Annotated in this window: 5 protein-coding genes; 3 read left to right on the top strand and 2 right to left on the bottom strand. The window is 66.0% G+C overall.

The window, feature by feature from the left end; translation table 11 throughout:
* Window positions 1-328 precede the first annotated feature (328 nt).
* Both AC1DX0_RS32155 and AC1DX0_RS32150 read left to right on the top strand, forming a co-directional pair.
* Complete coding sequence (locus tag AC1DX0_RS32155; protein ID WP_477358435.1) at window positions 329-1,234, top strand: S1C family serine protease; 906 nt, start codon at window positions 329-331, stop codon at window positions 1,232-1,234.
* Window positions 1,235-1,250: 16 nt separating this feature from the next.
* Window positions 1,251-2,201, top strand: a complete 951-nt coding sequence (locus AC1DX0_RS32150) for a LysR family transcriptional regulator (RefSeq protein ID WP_477224501.1) — start codon at window positions 1,251-1,253, stop codon at window positions 2,199-2,201.
* A gap of 25 nt (window positions 2,202-2,226) precedes the next feature.
* On the opposite strand, the gene AC1DX0_RS32145 is transcribed toward AC1DX0_RS32150, so the two are convergent.
* Window positions 2,227-2,955 (bottom strand): SDR family oxidoreductase, encoded by a 729-nt coding sequence (locus AC1DX0_RS32145; protein ID WP_477224500.1) that lies wholly within the window; start codon window positions 2,953-2,955, stop codon window positions 2,227-2,229.
* Between the two features lie 121 nt (window positions 2,956-3,076).
* Entirely contained in the window at window positions 3,077-3,532 is a 456-nt protein-coding gene (locus tag AC1DX0_RS32140; RefSeq protein ID WP_477358433.1) for a MarR family winged helix-turn-helix transcriptional regulator, read from the bottom strand.
* A gap of 65 nt (window positions 3,533-3,597) precedes the next feature.
* On the opposite strand from AC1DX0_RS32140, the gene AC1DX0_RS32135 reads away from it, so the two are divergent.
* On the top strand, window positions 3,598-4,029 hold a 432-nt coding region (locus AC1DX0_RS32135; protein ID WP_477358431.1), incomplete at its 3' end, for a cupin domain-containing protein.

Genomic DNA, 4,029 nt, shown 5'->3' with positions numbered 1-4,029 from the left:
GGCAAGCACCTGGTCCGTGGCACCCTCAACAATGCACGATTCCAAACACACAAGGGGTGCTCCAGGGAACACCAACGCCTCACTCCGCTGGAACACCCCTCAACCGTCTCGGCGCTGTCGCGCCGTTCCACCTTCTCCCACAAGGGGAGAAGGAAGATCTGCCCCGCCGCGCCCCAGCCCTTCGCAGGCTCAGGGCGTTCGAAGCTCGAAAAGCCAAGCAATTGGCTTCTCGCGGCCCCCAGCCACCGCTTCTCACCCCTTGCACCATCCCCTCCAAGGCATACCTATAGAAGAAGCCGCCAGGGCATTTGCATCGCAGGACAAAATCATGACCATCAATCCCAATCCGCGCTCCGTCGTCGCCGTGCGCGCAACCGTCYCCGACGATGCTTTTACGGCCGGCGCGCTGGGTACGCTCAGGGAAGGCAGCGGCGTCGTCATCAGGGATGACGGGCTGGTGCTGACCATCGGCTATCTCATCACCGAGGCAGAAGAAGTCTGGCTGACCGCGCATGATGGCCGCGTCATCCCGGCGCACGCACTGGCCTATGACCAGGAATCGGGCTTCGGCTTGGTCCAGGCGCTGGCGCCGACCGGGCTGCCCGCCGTGGCGCTCGGCGATGCCGGCAAGGCTCGTATCGGCGACGCGGTGGTGCTTGCCGACGGCATCGGCCGGGCAGTCGAGGCCAAGATCGTCACCAAGCAGGAATTCGCCGGCTATTGGGAGTATCTGCTCGACGAGGCGATCTTCATCGCGCCCGCGCATCCGTCCTGGGGCGGAGCGCCGCTGTTTAGCGCCGATGGCGCGCTGCTCGGTATCGGCTCGCTGCGCCTGCAGATGAGCCGCGCCGGCGAGGTCGCCGATATCAATATGGTGGTGCCGATCGATCTGTTGCCGCCGATCCTCGACGATCTCCTGACGCGGGGCCAGGTGGCGAGGCCGCCGCGTCCGTGGCTCGGCGCGCTGTCGGCCGAAAGCGACGGCAAGGTGGTGGTGATGAGCGTGACCGAAGGCGGTCCGGCCGCCAAGGCCGGCCTGCGCCAGGGCGATGTCATCTCCGAGGTCCGCGACGGCGCCGTCGACGGGCTCGCCGATTTCTATCGCAAGCTCTGGGACAGCGGCTCGGCCGGCGCCGAGATTCCGATGCGCGTGGTGCGCGACGGCCGCGAGACCTGGCTGCGCGTCAAATCCGCCGACCGCGGCAGCTTTTTGAAGAAGCCGCAGCTGCAGTAGCCGCGTTGCGTCAATAATGCATCCAAGACTGCTCAAGACCTTTCTCGCGGTGGCGCGCAGCCGCAACATCACGCGTGCCGCCGACGCTGTTCACCTCGCGCAATCGAGTGTCAGCGACCAGATCCAGACCCTCGAGGCGGAACTTGGTGCCGCCTTGTTCACACGCTCGAAGGCCGGCCTGGAGCTGACGCCGGCAGGGCTGGCGCTGCAGCCGATCGCCGAAGAGCTGTTGCGACTCGATGGCGAGGGACGTGCGGCTGTGCAGGCGGCGGCTGGACAGACAAGCGGAACGCTGACCATCGGCGCGCTGGAAACGATCGCCTCGGTCCGGCTGGCGCCGTGGCTGCCGGGGTTCCAGGCCAGCCATCCCGATATCACCGTGCGGATGAAGGTGACCGACAGCGGCACGTTGCGGCGCCTGCTGGAGGACGGCGGCATCGATGTCGCCTTCTGCTTCGAGCGTCGCGACGGTGCGAAGGGCACTGCCGATGAACGCCTGGCCAGGCGCACGATTGGCGCCGAACCGTTGGTGCTGGTCGCGGCGCCGGGACAAGGCACGGCGCCACGCGACCTGGCCGCCCTTGCCGCGCTGCGTTTCGTGGCGACGGAGCCTGGATGCATCTACCGGCATATGTTCGACACCGCCTTTGCCGAGGCCGGCATGGCGGTGCCAAAACTTGCCGCCGAAGTCGGCAGCGTCAGTGCCATTGCCCGGCTGGTGGCGGCGGGTGCTGGGCTCGGCCTCGTTCCACGTCTTGCGGTCAGCGATGCGCTGGCGCGTGGCGATCTTGTCGAACTGTCGTGGCCCGGCCCAGCACAAGCGGCACCGCTGACGATGATCTGGCGCCGCCGGCGCGTCCAGCCGCCGGCGCTCAGGCACTTGCTCGCCGCCGCACGCGACACGTTGAAACCCTCTCAAACCAGTTCAGAAGCTGAATCGACAAGTCGGCCCAAGGTCTTGCTTTGAAAGCGGTTCCCGACGCCGGTCCAGTTCAGACAAGCCGGTGTCCACCTTCGACATGCAGCGTCGTTCCGGTGGTAAAGCCATTGCCGATCAGGAAGAAAATGGCGTCTGCGATGTCTGCGGGCTGGCCGATCCTGCCGACCGGTAGCCGCTCGGCCATCGCGGCAAGCATTTCGGCCTTGCGATCGCCGGCGACCTGCGCCCAGATCGTGGTGTCGACCCAGCCGGGTGATACGGCGTTGACGCGGACCGGGGCGAGTTCGACGGCAAGCGCCCGCACCATCCCTTCGAGTGCTGCATTGACGGCGGCGACGACCGAGCCGCGCGCGGCCGGCCGGTAGGCAGCGACGCCGGAGACGAAGGTCATTGAGCCGCCAGCCGCAATCTGTGGCGCGCCATGCTTGGCGAGCAGCAGCGGGCCGAAGAGCTTGCTGTCGACCGCGCGTTGCGCCGCCTTGAGGTCGAGCTCCGGCAGCAGCCGGTAGGCGCCTTCGATGTCGGCCGCCGTGCTGACGATGTGGTCGAGCCCGCCGATGCGCGCGAACAGGTCCGCGACCTGGTCTTCCCGCGCGACGTCGACGACGGTCACCTCCAGGCCGGGGGGATTGCCGAGTTCCTCGCGTGCCTGTTGCAGCCGGTCCTCACCGCGCCCGGCAATGACGACCTTGGCACTGGCCTCGACACAACGTCTGGCTAGGGCCAGGCCCATGCCGGAGCCGCCGCCGACGATCAGGATTTTCTGGTTTGAAGTGCTCATGTCGCTCTGCCTTTGCTGGATTGGACAGGGCAGGGATTGGCAGGTCAGAGCGTCACGGGAAAACGGAAGAAACCGATGGTGCTATCGGAGAGGCCGATGGTGCCGGCAGAGCACGTCCCGCTCAACGCACCAGAGGGCTGTCCCAGACGACGAACAGCAGTGCTTTCAGCTGGGCGAACCGCTCCGGCCCGAGCTCGCTGCGCCACTCCTCCTCGATGTCGCGCAATATGTCGACCATCTTCCAGAAGGCGGCATGGCCGCGTTCGGTGGAGTGCACCACGCGCGCGCYGCCTTCGCCGTCGGAGCGSAYGATRTAGCCGTAGCCTTCGAGGCTGCTGAGCAACTGATTGATGGCCTGTTTGCTCATGCCGGCACGCTCGGCAATGGTGCCAGGGCGTGCGCCGTCTGGCCCTGGAAACTGCAGCACGGCCATATGCGGCAGGCGCAATTCATCGAAACCGGCGGCGTTGAGTTCCTTGATCAGCCGGCGCTGGATCGCCTGTGCCGGCACGCGCAACAGGGCGCCAATCAACAGGTTCTCGGTCTTGGTCTGGAGAACTTCGGCGGAGGTGGCCATTGACGATCCGGTAAATTGAGTTTACTGATAGCCAGTAAATGTAATTTACTGGAGGGGTTTGCGCAATGTCCGCCATGAATCTTCGGGTCAATCCAGCCAACGAGACCATCGGCACCAAGGGGCTGTCGGTCCGCTTCCTGGTATCGGGCGACAGTTCGAACGGCAGTGTCGCCGCTTTCGAGCTGATGGTGCCAGCCGCGCAGCGCTTGCCCGCGCCGGCGCACAGCCACGATCACTACGAGGAGACGATCTACGGCATTCACGGGGTGCTGACCTGGACCGTGAACAGCAAACCGATCGAGGTTGGGCCGGGGGAAGCGCTGTGCATTCCACGCGGCGCCGTTCACCGGTTCGACAACAATGGCACCCGAGACGCGAAGGCGCTGTGCGTCATCACGCCAGCGGCGATCGGCCCGGACTATTTCCGCGAGGTGTTCGGCTTGCTCAACGCCGCCGCCGGCGGGCCGCCGGACAAGGCCAAGATGATGGAGATCATG

The organism is Mesorhizobium sp. P3_A9 (assembly GCF_056402975.1).
The sequence above is the reverse complement of the archived record's forward strand: the minus strand, read 5'-3'. Positions and strand labels throughout refer to the sequence as shown.